This is a genomic window from Pseudomonas oryzihabitans, assembly GCF_007665395.1.
Taxonomy (GTDB): domain Bacteria; phylum Pseudomonadota; class Gammaproteobacteria; order Pseudomonadales; family Pseudomonadaceae; genus Chryseomonas; species Chryseomonas psychrotolerans_C.
On record NZ_VDND01000001.1, the window covers coordinates 832,713 to 850,881 of the forward strand.

Consider the following 18,169-nt stretch of genomic DNA (forward strand, 5'->3'; position numbering starts at 1 on the left):
CAGAAGAGCGTGTCGGCCCGATCGCTGCCCAGCCCTGGCTGATGGGCTAGGCCTCACGCATCGCCGACATGGAGAATCGCCATGAGTCTGTTCGCCCCACCTCAGGAACGCCCCACCCACCTCTTTACTCGGCTGCCCGAAGAATTCTGGCGCGAGGGTGATTCCGACTGGGTCCGGGCCAATAAACCCGGCCAGCGGGTGAAGAGCTTTCTGGAGGGACCCTCGTTCGATCGCGACGGCAACCTCTATGTGACCGACATTCCCTATGGGCGGATCTTCCGGATCTCGCCGCAGGGTGAGTGGACGCTGCTCGTCGAGTACGACGGTTGGCCGAATGGGCTCAAGGTCCACCGCGATGGCCGCCTGTTCGTGGCGGATTACCGCAAGGGAATCCTGATCATCGATCCGGTGAGCGGTCGGATCGAATCCTTCCTCACCCACCGGCGTAGCGAAAGCTTCAAGGGCGTCAATGACCTCTGCTTCGATGCCGAGGGTCGCCTCTATTTCACCGATCAAGGGCAGACCGGCATGCACGACCAGACCGGCCGGGTGTTTCGCCATGATCCCAGCAGCGGTCGCCTCGATTGCCTGCTGGATAACGGGCCCAGCCCCAACGGCCTGGTGCTGGATCTGGAGGAAAAAGCGCTGCTGGTGGCCATGACCCGAGGCAATGCCATCTGGCGCCTGCCGCTGCAGCCGGACGGCCAGACATCGAAGGTAGGCATCTTCGCTGCCATGGCCGGTGGTGTCAGCGGTGCGGACGGCCTGGCGCTCGACGCCGCGGGCGGCCTCTACGTCTGCGACGCCGGCCATGGCTGTGTCTGGAGCTTCGATCGTTTCGGCGTACCCCAGTACCGGTACCTGAGCTGTACCGAAGGTCGCACCCTGACGAATCTGGCCTTCGGTGGGCCTGAGCAGCGTGATCTCTACATCACGGACTCGTCGACCGGCAGCGTACTCAGGGCGACGACGGAGCAACCGGGCAAGGCCCTGTTCTCCCACCTGCCGCACTAAGGCATTACGTAGCCCCCTTGCCCCGTTCCTGACGGCGCGCAGATCGCTGCGCGTCACCCCGCCTATAAGAATCGATAAGAAGAGGGATACATGCTGACCATCCTCAGCTACACGATGATCGCTTGCTTCATGTACCTGATCATGAGCAAGCGCCTCTCGCCGCTGGTCGCGCTCATCCTGGTACCCATCGCCTTCGCCTGCCTCGGCGGCTTCGCGAGCGGCCTCGGCCCCATGATGCTCAACGGCGTGAAGATGCTGGCGCCCACCGGCATCATGCTCACCTTCGCCATCCTGTATTTCTGCATGATGACCGATGCGGGATTGTTCAATCCGCTCATCAAGCTGATCCTGAAGATCGTCAAGGGCGATCCCCAGCGCATCGTGCTCGGTACCGCGGTGCTGGGTACCTGCGTCGGTCTCGATGGCGACGGCGCGACCACCTACATCATCAGCACCGCCGCCCTGCTGCCCCTGTACCGTCGCACCGGCATCAGCCTGCAGGTGATGGCGACGGTCCTGCTGCTCACCATCGGCGTGATGAACATCCTGCCCTGGGCCGGGCCCTTCTCCCGCGCGGCCAGCGCCATGCACGTCGACATCACGGACCTCTTCATCGAGATGCTGCCCATCATGGTGGCCGGACTCGCCTGGGTATGGTTCGCTGCCTTTTCGCTGGGCCGAGCCGAGCGCCGTCGGCTGGGTATCGTCACGCTCAAGGACGGTGAAGGCCTGGAAGACTTCGCCGAGCAGCGGCTGGGCGACTGGCGCTTCCTGTTCAATGCGGTGCTGACCATCGCGCTGATCACCCTGATGATGCTCAACCTGATGCCCCTGCCGATCCTGTTCATGGTCGCCTTCGCCCTGGGCCTGGTGGTCAACTTCCCCAGCATGAAGGCGCAAAAGGAAGTCATCAGTAAACACGCGGCCAATGTCATGGCCGTGACGCTGCTGATCTTCGCAGCGGGTATCTTCGTCGGCATCATGTCGGGTACCGGCATGGTCCAGGCCATTTCCGACAGCCTGGTGGCGGTGATACCCGAAGCGGCCGGTCGCTACATGTCGACGTTCACCGCCTTCATCAGCATGCCCTTCACCTATGTGCTGACCAACGACGCCTTCTACTTCGGGATCCTGCCCATCCTGGCGGAAACCGCCAACCACTATGGCCTGACGCATCAGGAGATGGCGATAGCCTCGCTCATCGGCCAACCGGTGCACCTGCTCAGCCCCCTGGTGGCCTCGACCTACCTGCTATGCGGGCTACTCAACATCGATTACGGCGACAACCAGCGGGCCACGCTCGGCTGGAGCGTGGGTACCTGCCTGGTCATGTTCGTCGCGGCGGTCGCGCTGGGGAAGATCAGCCTGATCTACTGACCGTGGCTGACCGGCCTAACGCGACTGGCTCGGGCCTCGCCAGGAGCGACGGCCCGGAACTTGGTCCTGCCAGACGAACAACAACGGCAGGCTCGACGGGGAGCCGGTCGCCGGTTGTCGTCGCGCCAAGCACCCCAGCCGTCGAGGACAGTGCGCAACCGGCCCGGGCGCGCTGGCGCAGCAACCCTACCGCTCAGCCGCCGCTGGTGCCTGACGCGCCACGCCGTCGTAGGCATCGAGCATCCGCTCACACCAGGCCGTGATCGGGTCGTCCGACACCGATAGCGGTTGCGTGCTGACAACCCGCGCCCACTGAAAGGCGCCGAAGACGATGTGATCGGCATAGGCCGGGGCTTCACCGGCGAGGTAGTCCTGCACGGCCAGGGTGCTGCGCAGCGGCTTCAGCACCTCGCGAAGGGCCTGCAGCGAGGCATCGCGCTCTCCCGCCAGCGCCTCCAGCGACACGCCGAACGCCGCTTCGCGGGTCCGCTTGAAATAGTCCTGGTCGGCTTCATCCAGCACCGCATGGACATCGGGCAGGATCAACCGCGCCAGCGCCGGGTGGACGCTGTCCGCGACCCACTGATTGATGAAGCGCGTCGTTGCCTTGAGCGAGGCATCGCCCAGCAGGGAGGGCCGCTCAGGATATTGGTGATCCAGGTACTCGGCGATGGCCCAGCTATCGCTCACCCACTGATCGCCGTCCACCAGTACCGGCACCTTGCCCTGCCCGGACGCGGCGATGGCCTCCTTTTCATGAAAACGCCAGGCAAGGGTCTCGACCGGCAGCCCCTTGTGGGCGAGCGCCAGCCGCACGCGCCAGCAATAGGGGCTGAAGCGGCAGCTGTCGTCGGCACCGGTCAGTTCGTACAGGCGTAGCGGAGTAGTCATCGGGGTATTCTCTCCTGGTCAACCAGCGAAGGGTCTTGGGTAACTCCCGCTTCAGGCACATTCGCCTGCGGGGTCTTCTGGGACAGCGACACGGCGCCATAAGTACCAAATCGCCTGCGCGTTGCTTAGCTAACGGACGACCCGCGCGGCGGGCAGCGGGCGTTGGCCTGGCGACTGACCCAGGAGCGCGTCCCGGTTCCGCGCCGTCGTTTCCCGTATCGGCTAGAGTTCAGCAGGCCTTTTTACCCGTCGAGCATGACGAGCATCGGTATGCTCGACGGGCAACCAGAGACGCGCAGACCACCTCAAGCCAGGAGCCGCCCATGGAGCAGGACCCGCCAACGCAGGACTACATCACCACGATCCAGGCATTGGAAAGCCTCTATGGCCAGGTCGCCGCACCGTCGCTGCTGAAAGAGGTCGACCACCTCCACCCCGCCTACCAGCCGTTCATCGAGGCGGCGTCCTTCGTGGTCCTGGCTTCTTCCGGATCCCAGGGGCTGGATGTTTCTCCGCGTGGCGATGCGCCGGGATTCGTCCAGGTCCACGACGCCAAGACGCTCTATCTGCCGGACCGCCGTGGCAACAATCGCCTGGATACCCTAAGCAACATCCTCCAGGATCCGCGGGTAGCCCTGCTGTTCCTGATTCCCGGCATTGGCGAGACCCTGCGCGTCAATGGCACCGCCCGGATAGCGGTCGATCCGGCCTTGCTGGCACGCTTCGAGGTCAAGGGCCAACGCCCGCGAACGGTGCTGGAAGTCACCGTCACCAGTGTCTATTTCCAGTGCAGCCGCGCGGTGATCAGGGCCGGGCTCTGGGATGCTTCCAAGCACCTGGCACGCAGTGCGCTACCCTCCCCCGGCGCGATCTTCCAGCAGCTCTGTCCGACGCAGGTGGATGGTGAGGCGTACGACCAGGCCTTGCCCCAACGCATCGCCAGCACACTCTACTAATACTCCACGGGGGCTAGCACACCGGACAATCTTCAGCCCCACCGGCTGAGCACAGCGCACGCTCCCTCGACTCCTCCAGGACCTGCCATGACCCTTACCGATCTCCTCGTCCCTACCTACACCAACATGCTGGGAGCCTTGTCGGCCTGGCTCTCCAAGGCCGAACGCCAGCATCCCGACGGCGCGGCCGAGGCCCTGCTGGTAGCGCGCCTGGCGCCCGATATGTTCCCCCTCGCTACCCAGATCCGCTTTGCCTGTGTCCAGGCTCAGGAAGGGGTGTTCCGCCTGCATGGCCAGGCCTTTCCCGCTACCTTGACCACGCTGCTCGACGAAGGGCGCCACGCTGCCGAGCAGCCTGGCTCCATCGCCCAGGCTCAGGCCAGGATCAGCGAAACGCTCGAAGTGGTAAGGACGGTGACGGCCGCCGGGTCGCCTGTCGCAGAAGGCACACCCCTCGCCCATGAGCTGCCCCAGGGCATGGTGTTCGACTTCTCGGCGGAGCAGTACGTACGCGACTGGGCGCTGTCGCAGTTCTATTTCCATGTGATGACGGCCTACGCCATCCTGCGTGCCGAGGGCGTCGAGCTGGGCAAGGCCGACTACGTCGCCCATGTGCTGCCCTACCTGCGCCCGGGCGCTCCGCCTGCATGAGTCATGCCTCGATTGCCCAGCTGACGCCAGGGCCTCGGCGTAAGCCCCGCGTGTCTTGAGATCCCTACCTGGCGCTGGACGACGTTCACATCGACCGGCTGGTAGCTGGCACCTTGCGCAAGCCAGACGGCGGCGGCTCACCCAGCCGCCCGCTGCAATCGACCCTGGGCTTGCGCCTGACAGGAGCGTCGTTCCAGTGAAGGTTTCAATTCGCATAGGCTTTGCCCTGGTCGCCGGCCTGGGGCTGATGAACGTACCGGCCCTCGCCAGTGCCGCCCCCGTGCCTAGCGTGGCGGTGGCCGTCTATCGCGGGCCGGCCGGTTGTGATGACTGCTCCGAAACCGTGCGTACGGCGCTTGAACACCTGGATCCTCGCTATCGGGTGGACTTCATCGGTCCGCAGGAGGCTATCGACATCACCCCCGCCACCCTGCGCCGTTATGCCCTCTATGTACAACCGGGCGGCGGCCAGGATATCCCCGCCGCGCTGGACAGCTTGGGGAAGGCGCGGGTCACCGCGCTGCGTGACTATGTCGCCCAGGGAGGTCGCTACCTGGGGCTCTGCATGGGCGCCTACCTGGCCGATGCCAACAACCTGGCGCTGATTCCCGAGGAGCTGGATTCCGAGGTGGGCCGGCCCGGCTTTCCGGTCACCACCATCGACGACGCCGCGGTCGCCGTGCGCTGGGCAGGTCGCGACGACCAGGTCTTCTACCAGGACGGGCACTATCTGCCGCCCAGCCACGCGCGCGGCTTCGCAACGCTCGCGACCTACGCCAACGGCGACATCGCCGCGGCGCGCTATGCCTTCGGTCAGGGGGTGGTCGCCCTCAGCGGCCCCCATCCCGAAGCCGACGCCAGCTGGTTCGACCAGGCGGACATCCCACCGGCAAAGCGACCCCAGAGCCCCCTGCTCCGCGACCTCGTCGACACAACCCTGCGCTGAGACCGGTCCCGCCGCGGCGCTTGGCTAACAGAGGGGCGAGTGCTCGCCCGCCAGGGCGATCAGGGAGCTCGCCCGGTCGATCTGCTCGGGAGCCCCCTTGGGTGGCCACAGGCCTGCCGCATAGTGCTTCGCCCGCAGATCGAAGCGCTGCTGGATGGATTCGAAGCCCCAGAGGTGCAGGATGCGCGGGGGACCGTCGAGCGCGATCATGTTGATCACCAGGTGCTCGGTGTACTCCTGCGCCGGCGCCAATGCCGCCTGCCAGGCGGCCAGCGTGGGCGGCAGCCCTCCCGGTTTCAGCCAGTAGGTACGGAACTCGTAGAGACCGCCATAGGCGCGCGGCTCGATGGCCGGCAGAAAGTCGAAGCCCTGGTAACTCTCCTGCTGCACGGATCGCAACAGGCCGGCCCCCTTGAACGGATCGCTGCTCTGCTCGTGGCGCTGGCGCTCCGCCGCCAGCTCCTCGTAGGAGGCGAAGCTGCGCAGGATGAGCACTGCGCCCAGCTCACCGATTTCGGAGTGCCAGTGGCCCAGGATGCGCCCGGCGTTCGCCCCTGCCATCCAGGTCAGGGCGTTGATGGAAATGGTCGCCAGCTTCAGTAGCGGACCCGATAGCTTGGTGAGCTCATAGAGCATGATAGGTCTCCCCTGGTAGTGATCACGCAGTGGGGCCAGGCGGGTCTTCGTAGCAGCTGAGCAGCTTGGGGGTACTACGCCGGAAGCCGCCTGGCCGCCTGCGCGATCACGCTGGCGTCCGGCAACTCTTCGACCTTCCAGCAGGTATCGATGAGCGCCTGAGTCTGCTGCTTGGACAGGATGCCCTCGGCCAGGTCGCTGAACTTCGTCTCCAGCTGCGCATCGGTCATGGGGACCTCCAGGCTGCCAATCGCGTGCTGGATATATTTGTGTAGCTCACGGCCGTCCTTCATCACGATCGTCATGTCCACCTGCTGGGGCTTGATCGCCGGATCCACGGTGGCCATCACCCTGCCTCTCAGGGCAACAACTGCTGGATCCCGGACCGCCTGATCGCTGTACTGACGCTCACCCGCAGCGCCCTGGATCAAGGCGATGGCCACGGAATGGTAGATGCTGAACTTGCCTTCCAGGCCCGTCTTCGGCGTCTGCTTGCCGGTGAGTTCCAGCACGAGCGGATGGACCCGCAGCCGTACTTCGGCGATCTGGTCGGGCTTCAGCTGGTACTCGTTGCGCAGCTGGATCGCCGCATCGAGCGCCGGATGGATGACGATCCCGCAGGCGAACGGCTTGTAGGTATTGAGCGCCGCCTCGTAGCGGGTACCCAGGCCCTCGGTGATCTCGGCGAAGTCCTGCTTGGTGCTGATGGTATGGGCCCACCCGCGCTTCGCTTCGAGCATGCCGTCGGAACTGGTGAAATCCTGGGCGGCGAGCAGTGCGGCGAAGAGCCCGTTGCTGGCAGCCCTGCCAGGGTTGAAGCTTTTGTTCATGGAGCCGAAGGACTCCCGCAGGCCGACCGGCTGCGACGCCGCCAGGCCCAGTGCCCAGACCATCTGCTGCTCATTCAGGCCGAGCAGCTTGCCCGCCGCCGCGGCCGCACCGAACACACCCGCCGTGCCGGTGATATGCCAACCGACATCGTAATGATTCGGGTACACGGCATTGCCGATGCGGCATTCGGTTTCCACCCCCAGCACCAGGGCGTTGAGAAAGTCCTGCCCGGTTACCGGCCGATACTCGGCCAGCGCCAGGATGGCCGACACCACGGGTCCCGCAGGATGGATGATGGTTTTCAGGTGGGTGTCGTCGTAATCGAAGATATGGCTGGCCACCCCGTTCAGGAAGGCGGCATTCATGATGTCAAGCCGCTCGGTTCGCCCCAGCAGACTCGCTTGCTCGGGACCCGCGAAGGGTTTCAGGGCCCGCAAGGCACGTTCGACCGTTTCATGCCGAGAGCCGCCAACGGCGACGCCCACCCAATTGAGCAGGGTGCGGACACCTTCCTTGCGCACCTTGGGCGGCAGGTCCGCATACCGCGCCCGGACCAGGTAGGCGGCCAATAAGCGCGTGGTGTCTTTTCCGTCCGCGGGGGCCGCCCCGCCCGGTACTTCCTTGGTGGCGGAATCGGCAGCCACGGCAAAACGCGGCGCGGCGGCCGCTGCCGAGGCAACGGCACTGATCTTGAGCAAACTGCGGCGGTTCAGGGGAATCATGCGAGGCTCCAAATTAGCGTTCTTGGCAGGAGAAAGGCGCGCAGGGTCAGCATGGAGCACAATGCATCCCAACTTAACTGCATTTATCCGATGGATCCATGCATGAAAAACATGAATGTGGAAATGGGTGATCTGCGTGCCTTCGTCGCGGTGGCGGATCTCGGCAGCTTCGCCGCAGCCGCTCGGGAGCTGCATCTGTCTCAACCCGCGCTGTCACGGCGCATCATCAAGCTGGAGACGAGCCTTGGCGTTAGGCTCCTCAACCGGACGACGAGACGCATAGAACTCAGTGCGCCCGGTCGCGCCTTTCTGGGGCGGGCACGCCAGGTGCTGAACGACTTCGACGAGTCCCTGCTGGACGTGACCGACGCCGCGAATCGCTTGACGGGAGAGGTCACCATCGCCTGCGTGCCCACCGTGATCAACCAGCTCATGCCCCAGGTCCTCGAGGCATATCAGCGCCGCTATCCAGGCATTCTGGTACGCCTGCTGGACGAAGGCGCCAGCGATGTACTGACCCGCGTCGCCCGTGGCGAAGCGGACTTCGGGATCAACTACCTGGGTGCGCAGGAAGGGAACCTGGTGTTCGAGCCCCTGCATGAAGACGACTTCGTGCTGGTCTGCCCCACCGCTCACCCGCTTGCTGCCCGTGCCTCAGTACGTTGGGCTGAACTGGGCGGCCAGCGCTACATCGCGGTCAACAAAGCCAGCGGTAATCGCATGCTGCTGGATCTGGCCTTGGCCAGGATCCCCGACCTGCCCAAACCGGTGTTGGAAGCCCGGCATGTGCGAACGGTCATCGATCTGGTCGCGGCCGGCCTGGGCGTGGCCACGGTACCCCGCCTGGCGATTCCGGTCAGTGCGCTCGATACCTGCCTGGCGGCCGTTCCCCTGGTGGAACCTGCGATCACGCGCACGCTTGGACTGGTGACCCGTCACGGCCAACTGCTCAGCCCCGCGGCGCAGCGGCTGTTCGATCTGCTCAAGCAATACGGCCTGGACAGTGAAAGCCCCGCTGCCGGCCGTTAGCTCGCGCCGTCTGTTGACCAGGTTGTAGCGACTAGGAAGGGCGCCAGGTACGAGACTGACCGAAACCATGCGGCGACTGATGGATCGTTATAACTCCTTGATGAAACCCCTTACTTCAACAGTACACAGGTGGACTGTTGGTGAGCGGTAATCCGCGGCGCGACGATAACTAGCAGTGGAACAACCAATACCCGAATCCATGTCTGGCATCGAAGTTTCGCCGTCCTATTAAGTTCGGCAACATTTATTATCAAGCCCCCTGAAACCGCGCCTATACAGGGTACTAAAGCTAACCCATCACTCCGGGCATCGTCATTTTCCAGCCAGGTAAAGGAGGCGAACTCCTGTCTTGAATGCAGCCGAAATAAACCGTGCTGCCTTATCTGCCACGCAATAGTTCCCCACTTTCACCCCAAACTCCGCCGACCCTGGGATAACTCCGCGCCCTGCCAACCGCTCCATCCATGCAGCACGCCCTTGCAATCGCAAAAACCTTTATCGGGATAACGCAAGGCAACTTCGATAACCAACTGCCATTCATCCTTATGGCGTAAGGCCACCATCAACTAAGTACTGTCCAATCCGAAAGACTGAGTATTGACGTCACTATTCCGTCGTCGGTCTTGGTGGGTGTTTGCCACTCGCCGCTCTTAAGCAGGAGCTTCACATGTTCAAGAATTTCAGGATTGGTACGCGCCTTATCGTGTCCTTCATCGCGGTCGCCGCCATCAGCCTGGTGGTCGGGATGGTCGGACTGAACAACAGCAGCCAGATCAATGATCTGGCAACCCAGCTCTACCAGCGCGAATTGCTCGGGCTGTCCTACATCAAGGAAGCCAACCTGAACCTGATCTTCATCGGTCGCGCCCGCAGCAACTACCTGCTGGCGACCACCGAAGAGGACCGCGGTCGTGCCCAGGCGGAAGTCAAGCAAGGCCTGGCCAACATGAAGGACAACCTGGCCAAGGCTCGTCCGCTGTTCAACAGTGAGGCCTCGGCGAACAACTTCCGCCAAATCGATGATCTGCTCAACAGCTATAGCACCCAGCTGAACCAGGCCATGGCCATCGCCCATGACCGGGCGCTCAGAAACGCCGATCCCGCGCTGGATAGCCAACTCGCCAGTGTCCGTCACTACGGCGACCAGGTGGGATCCCTGATGAACGAGCTGTCGCAGCGCAAGGAGCAGAACGCCAGCGACGCCAACGACCTGACCGACCAGCTCTATGAGCGGAGCCGCGTGATGTTGATTGGCATCATCGCCGTGGGCGTGGCCTTCGGCATCCTGCTGGGCTTCCTGATGAGTCAAAGCATCACCCGCCCGCTGCGCGCCGCCGTCGCGATCGCCGATCGCCTGGCCGCGGGCGACCTCACCCAACGCATCGAGGCCGAAGGGCGCGACGAGACGGCCGCGCTGCTGCGCGCCATGGACGGCATGAACCAGCGCCTGTCGCAGATCATCAGTGATGTGCGTAGCGCCTCCGATGGCCTGGCCAGCGCCTCGGAGGAGATCTCCGCCACCGCGCAAAGCATCAGCCAGGCGAGCACCGAGCAGGCCGCCTCGGTGGAAGAGACCAGCGCCAGCATCGAACAGATGTCGGCGTCCATCGCCCAGAATACCGAGAATGCCAAGGTCACCGACGGCATGGCCGGCAAGGCCGCCCGCGAGGCCAACGAAGGAGGCCAGGCGGTCAGCGAGACCCTGATCGCCATGAAGACCATCGCGGACAAGATCGGCATCATCGACGACATCGCCTACCAGACCAATTTGCTGGCGCTCAACGCCGCCATCGAGGCCGCCCGGGCTGGCGAGCATGGCAAGGGCTTCGCGGTCGTCGCCGCCGAGGTACGCAAGCTGGCCGAGCGCAGCCAGGTGGCCGCTCAGGAGATCAGTACCGTCGCCCAGGGCAGCGTCGCCCTGGCCGAGCGCGCCGGTTCCCTGCTCGACGAGATGGTGCCCTCGATCAACAAGACCTCCGACCTGGTGCAGGAGATTACCGCCGCCTCCGAGGAACAGAGCGCGGGGGTCGAGCAGATCAACAGTGCCATGCTGCAACTCAGCCAGGTCACTCAGCAGAACGCCTCTTCGTCCGAGGAGCTCGCCGCGACCGCGGAAGAAATGAGCAGCCAGGCCGAACAGCTGCAGCAACTGATGGAGTACTTCACCCTGAGCGGCACCCCCGCTGCGCCGCCGCTGACGGGTTCCGCTCCGGCTCGGTCGGCCCCCCGTCTGGCCAAGCGGGCCGCCTCGCTGGTCCTCTCCGCTCAGGGCGGATCCCAGGGCGCGGTACCGGCGGGCTTTGCCCGGTTCGAGGAGCAGGCGTGATGCTTTCCCGCCAGTTCCTGACCTTCCAGCTCGGCGGTGATCGCTATGGAGTGAACACTGGCTGCGTGCGGGAGATCATCGAGTACGGCGCCGTCACGGCAGTGCCGTTGATGCCGCCCGCGGTGCGCGGCGTCATCAACCTGCGCGGCGCCGCCGTGCCGGTGATGGACCTTGGCGTACGCTTTCGCAACCAGGCGACCCGGACGGCACGCCGGAGCTGCATCGTGGTGCTGGAGCTACCGGTCGAGGGTAGCGCTCAGGTCTTTGGCATCTTGGTGGACGCCGTGTGCGAGGTCCTGGAAATCGCCGCCGATGGCATCGAACCGGCGCCCCGCTTCGGCACCTCGATCCGTACCGACTTCATCAGCGGCATGGCCAAGCAGCATGAGGGCTTCGTCATCCTGCTCGACCTGGAGCGGGTACTGGGCGGGGACGACCTCGCCCAGCTCGCCGCTGGGTCGGCTGGGTGACCAGCCGCGCTCTCACCGGAAAATAGCGCTAGCTCCGCCGGCCGCCCTGCAGCTGGCCTGAAGCAGCGATGTCGTCGCTGGCGGCGTGAAAAGTGGAGCTTTACCTGACTACCATCTGCGATGCTGTTGGCCCTACCCATCATCCTCCTCGAGCCGGGCGTCAGGAATAGCGACAGCTGGCTCCAGAACAACCAGGTGGTTGCGAACAGTCATGGAGCTCCGTCAGCTGCGCTACTTCACGAAGGTCGTCGAGCGGGGGAGCCTCGGACGCGCGGCCTTGGAGCTTGGCGTGGGCGCCTCGGCGTTGAGTCAGCAGCTCACCCGGCTGGAGCAGGAACTCAGTATCCGCTTGCTCAACCGGACGTCGCTGGGCGTCTCGCCCACGCCCGCGGGGTTGGCCTTCCTGCACCACGCTCAGCTCACCCTGCGTCAGGCCGACTACGCCGTGCAGGCGGCCCAGCGTGACCGACTCCGGGGCTATGTCAGCGTGGGGCTGCCGCCGACCGTGGCGAGCGTGCTCGCCCTCCCCCTGATCGAAGCCCTGCAGATCCGCTATCCGGACATCCAGTTGCACGTGGTGGAAATGCTGTCCGGGTATCTGGGGGCCCAACTCAACGCGCGCCAGCTCGATCTCGCCGTGGTGTTCCAACCCGATCCCGGTCGACGCTGGACGGTACACCCGCTCCTCGACGAGGCTCTGATTCTCCTGCACGCACCCGGCTTCACCGGCGTGCCCCAGGGCACGAGCCTGTCACTGGCCGCGCTGGGCCGCCTGCCCCTGGTCCTGCCCAGCATGCAGCATGGCCTGCGCAGCGGCCTGGCGGCGGCGCTGGAAACCCTGGGGCTCGAGGTCAACGTGGTCATGGAGATCGATGGCCTGGCCACCCTGATGAAGGCCGTCCGCAAGGGCCTGGCGGCGACGATCCAGCCGGGCTCCGCCGCGGCCCACGCCTACGCCGAGGGCCTGGGTATCCTTCCCTTGCTCGATCACCCGCTGCAGAGACGCAACCTGCTCGCCAGCCTGGCGGACGACGAACTCTCCCCGGCCGCCCTGGCGACCCGGGTGGTGATCCTGGACGTGGTACGACAACTGGTCAGCGCCGGCCGCTGGCCGGGCGCCACGCTGCTGGATGCCGGCGCCCCCAGCCTTTAGTAAAACTAAAGACCTCCCCTCGGGCGGCCGCTGTCGGCCCCTTCCCCTCTTGGCTAAGGTCCTCGGCCAACAAGGCCGCAATGGCCAGCCAATGAGGATCCAAGATGATCGACGTTCTGGTGGTCGGGGGTGGCAACGCTGCGCTTTGCGCTGCGCTGATGGCACGGGAGGCCGGGGCCAGCGTCCTGGTGCTGGAGGGCTCACCCCGCGCCTGGCGTGGCGGCAATTCCCAGCACACCCGCAACCTGCGCTGCATGCACGAGGCGCCGCAAGACGTGCTGGTCGAGGCGTATCCGGAAGAGGAGTTCTGGCAGGACCTGCTCAAGGTCACCGGTGGCCTCACCAACGAAGCCCTGGCGCGGCTGGTGATTCGTGCCTCTGCCACCTGCCGCGACTGGATGCGCAGCCATGGCGTGCACTTCCAACCCCCGCTCTCCGGCGCCCTGCACGTCGCCCGTACCAATGCCTTCTTCATGGGCGGTGGCAAGGCGTTGATGAACGCCTACTACCGTAGCGCTGCCCGGCTCGGAGTCGGCATCCGCTACGATGCCCCGGTGTCCCACGTCGAGCTACAGGACGGTCGCTTCGTCGCCGCCCATCTGGCGGCGCGCGAGGTGGAGGGGGTCACCCTGCTCGCCGAGCGCATCGAGGCGCGCACCTGCGTGCTGGCCGCGGGGGGGTTCGAATCCAATCGCGACTGGCTGCGCGAGGCCTGGGGGCAGAACGAGCGCGGCGAATGGCCGGCGGACAATTTCCTCATCCGCGGCACCCGCTTCAACCAGGGCGTGCTGCTCAAGCAGCTGCTGGCCGAGGGTGCCGACGCCATCGGCGACCCCACCCAGGCGCACATGGTCGCCATCGATGCCCGCGCGCCCCTCTATGACGGTGGCATCTGCACCCGCATCGACTGCGTGTCGCTCGGGGTCGTGGTCAATCGCGACGGCGAGCGCTTCTATGACGAAGGCGAGGATTTCTGGCCCAAGCGCTATGCCATCTGGGGCCGCCTGGTGGCCGGGCAACCGGGCCAGATCGCCTACTCCATCATCGATCGCAAGGCCATCGGCCGTTTCATGCCGCCCGTCTTTCCCGGCACGCTGGCCGGCACCCTGGAAGAGCTCGCCAGCAAACTCGAGGTACCGGTCGAGCGCTTTCTCGCGACCATCTCCGCCTACAACGCCGCCTGCCAGTCGGGAAGCTTCGACCATACCCAGCTAGACGACTGCCATACCCAGGCGATCAACCCGGCCAAGACCCACTGGGCCCGGCCATTGGATACGCCGCCCTACTACGCCTATGCCCTGCGCCCTGGGGTGACCTTCACCTACCTGGGCCTCAAGACCGACGCCACCGCCGCGGTGCATTTCGCAGGCCACCCCAGCCCCAACCTGTTCGTGGCCGGCGAGATGATGGCCGGCAACGTGCTGGGCAAGGGCTACACCGCCGGCGTGGGCATGAGCATCGGCACCGCCTTCGGCCGCATCGCCGGCGCGCGCGCCGCCGCTGCCGCAGGCCACCCCTCCACCTTCGTCGAGCGAGGCTACGATCATGCAGCCGCTTGATACCCGCCCCTTGCAAGAGCAGGCGCCCCAGCTGATCGACCTGCTCACCCTCGAAGAAAGCGAAGTCGACCGTCAGCTGCATATCTGCAACGCCTGCCGCTACTGCGAAGGCTTCTGCGCGGTGTTTCCCGCCATGACCCGGCGTCTGGAGTTCGCCCGCGCGGACGTCCACTACCTGGCCAACCTGTGCCACAACTGTGGTGCCTGCCTGCATGCCTGCCAGTACGCGCCGCCGCACGAATTTGCGGTGAACGTCCCCCAGGCCATGGCCAAGGTCCGCGGCCAGACCTACGCCCAGTACGCCTGGCCGGCCGCCTTCGGTCGGCTCTACCAACGTAACGGTCTCACCCTGGCAGCGGCGACCACCGGTGGACTGGCCCTGTTCCTGCTGCTGACCCTCGCCGTGCAGGGCACGCTGTTTCCCGGACCTCTCGCCGGCAACTTCTATGCGATCTTCCCGCACAACCTGCTGGCAGCGATGTTCGGCGCGGTCTTCGCCCTGGTGGTGCTGGCCCTGGCGATCGGCGTCGGGCGCTTCTGGCGTGGTATCAGTCCGCCCACGACCGCCAACGACCCGGTGTCGCACCTGGCCGCTGGCGCGGAAGCCGCCGATGCCGTGCTACGGCTGAAATACCTCGATGGCGGTCACGGTGAGGGCTGCAACAACGAAAGCGACCGCTTCACCTTGTGGCGGCGGCGCTTCCACCACTTCACCTTCTACGGCTTCCTGCTGTGCTTCGCCGCCACCTCGGTGGCCACCCTCTACCACTACCTGTTGGGTTGGGAAGCGCCCTATCCGCTGCTCAGCGCGCCCGTGTTGCTCGGCACCGCCGGCGGTATCGGCCTGGTGATAGGCCCGCTGGGCCTGCTCTGGCTCGGTCTACGTCGGGACCCACAGCAGGGTGACGTCGCCCAACGACCGATGGATCGCGCCTTCATCCTGCTGCTGCTGTTGGTCAGCCTGACCGGACTGGCCTTGCTGGCCGGGCGGGACACCGGCGCCATGGCCGCGCTGCTGGCCATCCACCTGGGTGCCGTCATGGCGTTCTTCCTCACCATGCCCTACGGCAAGTTCGCCCACGGCATCTTCCGTAGCGCGGCCTTGCTCAAGCACGCCATCGAGAAACGCCAGCCGGATCGCCTACGCCTCGGCACCGACTGAATCGCTCGTCCCTATCACAACAACAAGATGGAGCACTCATGACCTCCCCAGACAGCACCCGCAACCCGTCGAAGATCGGCGCGATCCTGCGCGTCACCAGTGGCAACTTCCTGGAGCAATTCGACTTCTTCCTCTTCGGCTTCTATGCCACCTACATCGCCCGGGTGTTCTTCCCCGCGGATAGCGAGTTCGCCTCGCTGATGATGACCTTCGCCGTATTCGGCTCGGGCTTCCTGATGCGTCCGCTAGGCGCCATCGTGCTGGGCGCCTATATCGACCAGGTCGGTCGCCGGCGCGGGCTGATCGTCACCCTGGCGATCATGGCCAGCGGCACGGTACTCATCGCCCTGATCCCGGGCTATGCGCAGATCGGCCTCTGGGCACCGGCTCTGGTCCTGCTCGGCCGACTGCTGCAGGGCTTCTCGGCCGGTGCCGAGCTCGGCGGCGTCTCGGTGTACCTGGCTGAGATCGCCACGCCGGGAAGGCGTGGCTTCTATACCAGTTGGCAATCCGCCAGCCAGCAAGTCGCCATCGTGATCGCCGCCGGGCTGGGCTACGCCCTCAACGCGACCCTCAGCGCCGACCAGCTGACCGACTGGGGCTGGCGCCTGCCCTTCGTGGTCGGCTGCCTGATCGTTCCCTTCATCTTCTTCATTCGTCGCTCGCTGGCGGAAACCGAAGATTTCAAGCAGCGTCGCCATCACCCTAGCGCCGCCGACGTGTTTCGCTCGATGAAGCAGAACTGGGTCCTGGTCGTGGCCGGCGGCCTGCTGGCGTCCATGACCACCACCACCTTCTACCTCATCACCGTCTACACCCCTACCTTCGGCCGTACCGTGCTGCACCTGAGCGCCAGCGACAGCCTGGTCGTCACCCTGTTCGTGGGGGTGTCGAACTTCATCTGGCTGCCCATCGGTGGCAGCGTCTCCGACCGTATCGGCCGCCGTCCGCTGCTGCTGGGCATCGCCACCCTCGCCCTGCTCACGGCCTATCCCGCGATGGCCTGGCTCGCCGCCGCACCCAGCTTCGAGCGACTGCTGACGGTATTGCTCTACTTCTCGATGTTCTTCGGCTGCTACAACGGCGCCATGGTGGCGGCCCTGACGGAGGTCATGCCAGCCGAGGTAAGAGTCGCGGGCTTCTCGCTATCCTTCAGCCTCGCCACGGCATTGTTCGGCGGCTTCACGCCAGCGGTCTCGACGTTCCTGGTCAGCGCCACGGGCGACAAGGCCTCGCCGGCCTTCTGGCTGATGTTCGCGGCGCTGTGTGGGTTGGGAGCAACGCTGGTGCTCTATCGGCGACGCCACCCCCGTGACGTGCTCGAAGAGACCCCGGCGCTCCGCTGAACCTCGTCGCGGCCCGGCTGCGCCCGCGACCCGGTCCCACTCCGTGCCAGGCCCAGGCCTGGCCGTCATGCTCTGGACTTGTGAGGGCTACGCTCACCTCAGGCTTCCCGCTAGACTGCCGGGAACGCCCTGCGGACCCTAACTCTTCGATGCCTCTCTCCGACCAGCCCCAGCCAAGGACCTCGACTTCACTGGAAAGTCGGATCAAGGCGCGCTACGACCAGATGTCCGCAGTCGAGCGGAAGCTGTCCGACGTGATCCTCGCCGCGCCTGGGCAGCTCGCCATGCAGACCGCGACGGAGCTGGCAACGAGTGCTGGGGTATCCAAGGCTACCGCCACCCGCTTCTTCCGCTCCCTGGGTTACATCTCGTACGACGAGGCGCGTCGCCAGGTTCGGGAGCTGCGCGGCGGCGGTTCGCCGCTGTATCTGCAGGACTGCGGCACGGGCGCGCATACGGCTGCAGACCTACTCGCGCAGCATCTCGAACGTGAGGTCGCCAATGTTCGCCAGACCTACCAGTCGCTGGACCAAGCCGAACTCTTCGAGGCGGTGAAGGCCATTGCCGGAGCTCGCCGGGTGGTGGTCATCGGCTTTCGCCATGGCCAGACCATCGCCCAGATGTTTCGAACCCACCTGATCCAGGTACGGGCGGACGTCCTGCTGCTGCCCTCGCCGGGCGACAGCCTGGCCGAATATCTCGCCGCGCTCGGCAAGGACGACGTCGCCATCTGCATCGGCGTCCGGCGGCGAATGCCTTCGCTGGAGAAAGCCATGGGCGTCATGAGCGACAGCGGCGTACGCCTTCTCTATCTCGCCGACGTCCTGGCGGGCAGCCCGGCCCGCCTCGCCACCTGGGTGATCCGTTGCCATACCGAAAGCACCCTGATGTTCGATAGCAATGCCAGCGTCTCGGCCATTACCAACCTCCTCTGCTCCTTGGTTGGCCGGGAATTGTCCGGCGGCAAGCCCTCCCACCTGGAGCGTGTCGAACGCCTGCACCAGGAGCTCGACGAGCTGGATATCGGCCACTGATGCACCACTGACATCCAGACCGCACCAAGGTGAAGCAGGGATAGGCGACGGTACGACAGCCAAAGA

Annotated in this window: 16 protein-coding genes; 13 read left to right on the forward strand and 3 right to left on the reverse strand. The window is 65.3% G+C overall.

Annotated features, from left to right (window positions below; all coding sequences use genetic code 11):
* Window positions 1–81 precede the first annotated feature (81 nt).
* Window positions 82–1,014, forward strand: a complete 933-nt coding sequence (locus tag FSV73_RS03630; protein ID WP_145003953.1) for an SMP-30/gluconolactonase/LRE family protein — start codon at window positions 82–84, stop codon at window positions 1,012–1,014.
* Window positions 1,015–1,104: 90 nt separating this feature from the next.
* A complete protein-coding gene (locus FSV73_RS03635) occupies window positions 1,105–2,391 on the forward strand; it encodes a CitMHS family transporter (RefSeq protein ID WP_145003956.1) in 1,287 nt (428 codons plus the stop codon).
* Between the two features lie 186 nt (window positions 2,392–2,577).
* Here the strand turns inward: FSV73_RS03635 and FSV73_RS03640 are convergent, their stop codons facing one another.
* Entirely contained in the window at window positions 2,578–3,282 is a 705-nt protein-coding gene (locus FSV73_RS03640; RefSeq protein WP_145003959.1) for a glutathione S-transferase family protein, read from the reverse strand.
* Between the two features lie 323 nt (window positions 3,283–3,605).
* On the opposite strand from FSV73_RS03640, the gene FSV73_RS03645 reads away from it, so the two are divergent.
* The 3 genes from FSV73_RS03645 (at window position 3,606) to FSV73_RS03655 (ending at window position 5,835) form a co-directional block, all read left to right on the forward strand.
* On the forward strand, window positions 3,606–4,238 hold the full coding sequence (locus tag FSV73_RS03645; protein ID WP_145003962.1) for a pyridoxamine 5'-phosphate oxidase family protein: 633 nt from the start codon (window positions 3,606–3,608) through the stop codon (window positions 4,236–4,238).
* Between the two features lie 87 nt (window positions 4,239–4,325).
* On the forward strand, window positions 4,326–4,889 hold the full coding sequence (locus tag FSV73_RS03650) for a DUF1993 domain-containing protein (protein WP_145003965.1): 564 nt from the start codon (window positions 4,326–4,328) through the stop codon (window positions 4,887–4,889).
* A 247-nt stretch (window positions 4,890–5,136) separates the two neighbouring features.
* On the forward strand, window positions 5,137–5,835 hold the full coding sequence (locus FSV73_RS03655; protein WP_145004213.1) for a BPL-N domain-containing protein: 699 nt from the start codon (window positions 5,137–5,139) through the stop codon (window positions 5,833–5,835).
* A 24-nt stretch (window positions 5,836–5,859) separates the two neighbouring features.
* Here the strand turns inward: FSV73_RS03655 and FSV73_RS03660 are convergent, their stop codons facing one another.
* Together FSV73_RS03660 and FSV73_RS03665 are read right to left on the reverse strand one after the other, a co-directional pair.
* Window positions 5,860–6,471: an NIPSNAP family protein gene (locus tag FSV73_RS03660; RefSeq protein ID WP_145003968.1), complete on the reverse strand. Its 612-nt coding sequence runs from the start codon at window positions 6,469–6,471 to the stop codon at window positions 5,860–5,862.
* A 74-nt stretch (window positions 6,472–6,545) separates the two neighbouring features.
* On the reverse strand, window positions 6,546–8,024 hold the full coding sequence (locus tag FSV73_RS03665) for an MmgE/PrpD family protein (RefSeq protein WP_145003971.1): 1,479 nt from the start codon (window positions 8,022–8,024) through the stop codon (window positions 6,546–6,548).
* Between the two features lie 111 nt (window positions 8,025–8,135).
* Here FSV73_RS03665 and FSV73_RS03670 point away from each other — a divergent pair, with 111 nt between their 5' ends.
* From FSV73_RS03670 to FSV73_RS03705, 8 genes are all read left to right on the forward strand, one after another.
* A complete protein-coding gene (locus tag FSV73_RS03670; protein ID WP_145004216.1) occupies window positions 8,136–9,053 on the forward strand; it encodes a LysR family transcriptional regulator in 918 nt (305 codons plus the stop codon).
* A gap of 667 nt (window positions 9,054–9,720) precedes the next feature.
* Entirely contained in the window at window positions 9,721–11,379 is a 1,659-nt protein-coding gene (locus FSV73_RS03675; protein WP_145003974.1) for a methyl-accepting chemotaxis protein, read from the forward strand.
* Window positions 11,379–11,849: a chemotaxis protein CheW gene (locus FSV73_RS03680; RefSeq protein WP_145004219.1), complete on the forward strand. Its 471-nt coding sequence runs from the start codon at window positions 11,379–11,381 to the stop codon at window positions 11,847–11,849. Before FSV73_RS03675 ends, FSV73_RS03680 begins: the two co-directional genes overlap by 1 nt.
* A gap of 211 nt (window positions 11,850–12,060) precedes the next feature.
* Window positions 12,061–13,002 (forward strand): LysR family transcriptional regulator, encoded by a 942-nt coding sequence (locus FSV73_RS03685; RefSeq protein WP_145003977.1) that lies wholly within the window; start codon window positions 12,061–12,063, stop codon window positions 13,000–13,002.
* Between the two features lie 104 nt (window positions 13,003–13,106).
* Window positions 13,107–14,561 carry an FAD-dependent tricarballylate dehydrogenase TcuA gene (tcuA, locus tag FSV73_RS03690; protein ID WP_145003980.1) on the forward strand — a complete coding sequence of 485 codons (1,455 nt, stop codon included), beginning with the start codon at window positions 13,107–13,109 and terminating at the stop codon, window positions 14,559–14,561.
* Window positions 14,548–15,723, forward strand: coding sequence for a tricarballylate utilization 4Fe-4S protein TcuB (gene tcuB, locus FSV73_RS03695; protein ID WP_145003983.1), 1,176 nt, complete (start codon window positions 14,548–14,550; stop codon window positions 15,721–15,723). Before tcuA ends, tcuB begins: the two co-directional genes overlap by 14 nt.
* 38 nt (window positions 15,724–15,761) lie before the next feature.
* Window positions 15,762–17,069, forward strand: a complete 1,308-nt coding sequence (locus FSV73_RS03700; protein ID WP_145003986.1) for an MFS transporter — start codon at window positions 15,762–15,764, stop codon at window positions 17,067–17,069.
* 224 nt (window positions 17,070–17,293) lie between these two features.
* Window positions 17,294–18,103 (forward strand): MurR/RpiR family transcriptional regulator, encoded by an 810-nt coding sequence (locus FSV73_RS03705; protein WP_222119435.1) that lies wholly within the window; start codon window positions 17,294–17,296, stop codon window positions 18,101–18,103.
* The last annotated feature ends 66 nt before the right edge of the window (window positions 18,104–18,169 follow it).

Bases quoted from the DNA above. Each gene is read 5' to 3' on its own strand.
- FSV73_RS03630 (WP_145003953.1), top strand. From the start codon at position 82: ATGAGTCTGTTCGCCCCACCTCAGGAACGCCCCACCCACCTCTTTACT.
- FSV73_RS03635 (WP_145003956.1), top strand. From the start codon at position 1,105: ATGCTGACCATCCTCAGCTACACGATGATCGCTTGCTTCATGTACCTG.
- FSV73_RS03640 (WP_145003959.1), bottom strand. From the start codon at position 3,282: ATGACTACTCCGCTACGCCTGTACGAACTGACCGGTGCCGACGACAGC.
- FSV73_RS03645 (WP_145003962.1), top strand. From the start codon at position 3,606: ATGGAGCAGGACCCGCCAACGCAGGACTACATCACCACGATCCAGGCA.
- FSV73_RS03650 (WP_145003965.1), top strand. From the start codon at position 4,326: ATGACCCTTACCGATCTCCTCGTCCCTACCTACACCAACATGCTGGGA.
- FSV73_RS03655 (WP_145004213.1), top strand. From the start codon at position 5,137: ATGAACGTACCGGCCCTCGCCAGTGCCGCCCCCGTGCCTAGCGTGGCG.
- FSV73_RS03660 (WP_145003968.1), bottom strand. From the start codon at position 6,471: ATGCTCTATGAGCTCACCAAGCTATCGGGTCCGCTACTGAAGCTGGCG.
- FSV73_RS03665 (WP_145003971.1), bottom strand. From the start codon at position 8,024: ATGATTCCCCTGAACCGCCGCAGTTTGCTCAAGATCAGTGCCGTTGCC.
- FSV73_RS03670 (WP_145004216.1), top strand. From the start codon at position 8,136: ATGAATGTGGAAATGGGTGATCTGCGTGCCTTCGTCGCGGTGGCGGAT.
- FSV73_RS03675 (WP_145003974.1), top strand. From the start codon at position 9,721: ATGTTCAAGAATTTCAGGATTGGTACGCGCCTTATCGTGTCCTTCATC.
- FSV73_RS03680 (WP_145004219.1), top strand. From the start codon at position 11,379: ATGCTTTCCCGCCAGTTCCTGACCTTCCAGCTCGGCGGTGATCGCTAT.
- FSV73_RS03685 (WP_145003977.1), top strand. From the start codon at position 12,061: ATGGAGCTCCGTCAGCTGCGCTACTTCACGAAGGTCGTCGAGCGGGGG.
- tcuA (WP_145003980.1), top strand. From the start codon at position 13,107: ATGATCGACGTTCTGGTGGTCGGGGGTGGCAACGCTGCGCTTTGCGCT.
- tcuB (WP_145003983.1), top strand. From the start codon at position 14,548: ATGCAGCCGCTTGATACCCGCCCCTTGCAAGAGCAGGCGCCCCAGCTG.
- FSV73_RS03700 (WP_145003986.1), top strand. From the start codon at position 15,762: ATGACCTCCCCAGACAGCACCCGCAACCCGTCGAAGATCGGCGCGATC.
- FSV73_RS03705 (WP_222119435.1), top strand. From the start codon at position 17,294: ATGTCCGCAGTCGAGCGGAAGCTGTCCGACGTGATCCTCGCCGCGCCT.